The following is a 426-nucleotide window of genomic DNA, read 5'->3' on the forward strand; positions in this document are numbered from 1 at the left end:
GTCGTTTGCCGACCTAGGCAAGCCGCGCGACCTGGCCAAGGTGTTCGACACGGTGGAATACGCCAAGTGGAAGTCCTTCCGCGAGTCGGAGGATTCGCGCTACGTTGGCTTGACCTTGCCGCGCTTCCTGGGCCGTCTGCCGTACAACCCGAAGGACGGCACCACCGTTGAAGGCTTCAACTTTGTCGAAGACGTGGACGGCACCGACCACAGCAAGTACCTGTGGTGCAACGCCGCCTGGGCCTTCGGCGCACGCCTGACGGCCGCGTTTGAAGACTTCGGCTGGTGCGCAGCCATTCGCGGTGTGGAAGGCGGTGGCCTGGTCGAAGACCTGCCGACGCATACCTTCAAGACCGACGACGGCGAAGTCGCGCTCAAGTGCCCAACCGAAATCGCCATCACTGACCGCCGCGAGAAGGAGCTGAG

1 protein-coding gene is annotated in these 426 nt (G+C 63.4%); it reads left to right on the forward strand.

Translation table 11 applies throughout. The features are described from left to right. Nucleotides 1-426: type VI secretion system contractile sheath domain-containing protein (locus tag RVY79_RS17535; protein WP_317465770.1), on the forward strand; the 426-nt coding region annotated here is incomplete at both ends.

The organism is Chromohalobacter sp. HP20-39 (assembly GCF_033052815.1).
In the GTDB taxonomy this organism is placed as follows: Bacteria; Pseudomonadota; Gammaproteobacteria; order Pseudomonadales; family Halomonadaceae; genus Chromohalobacter.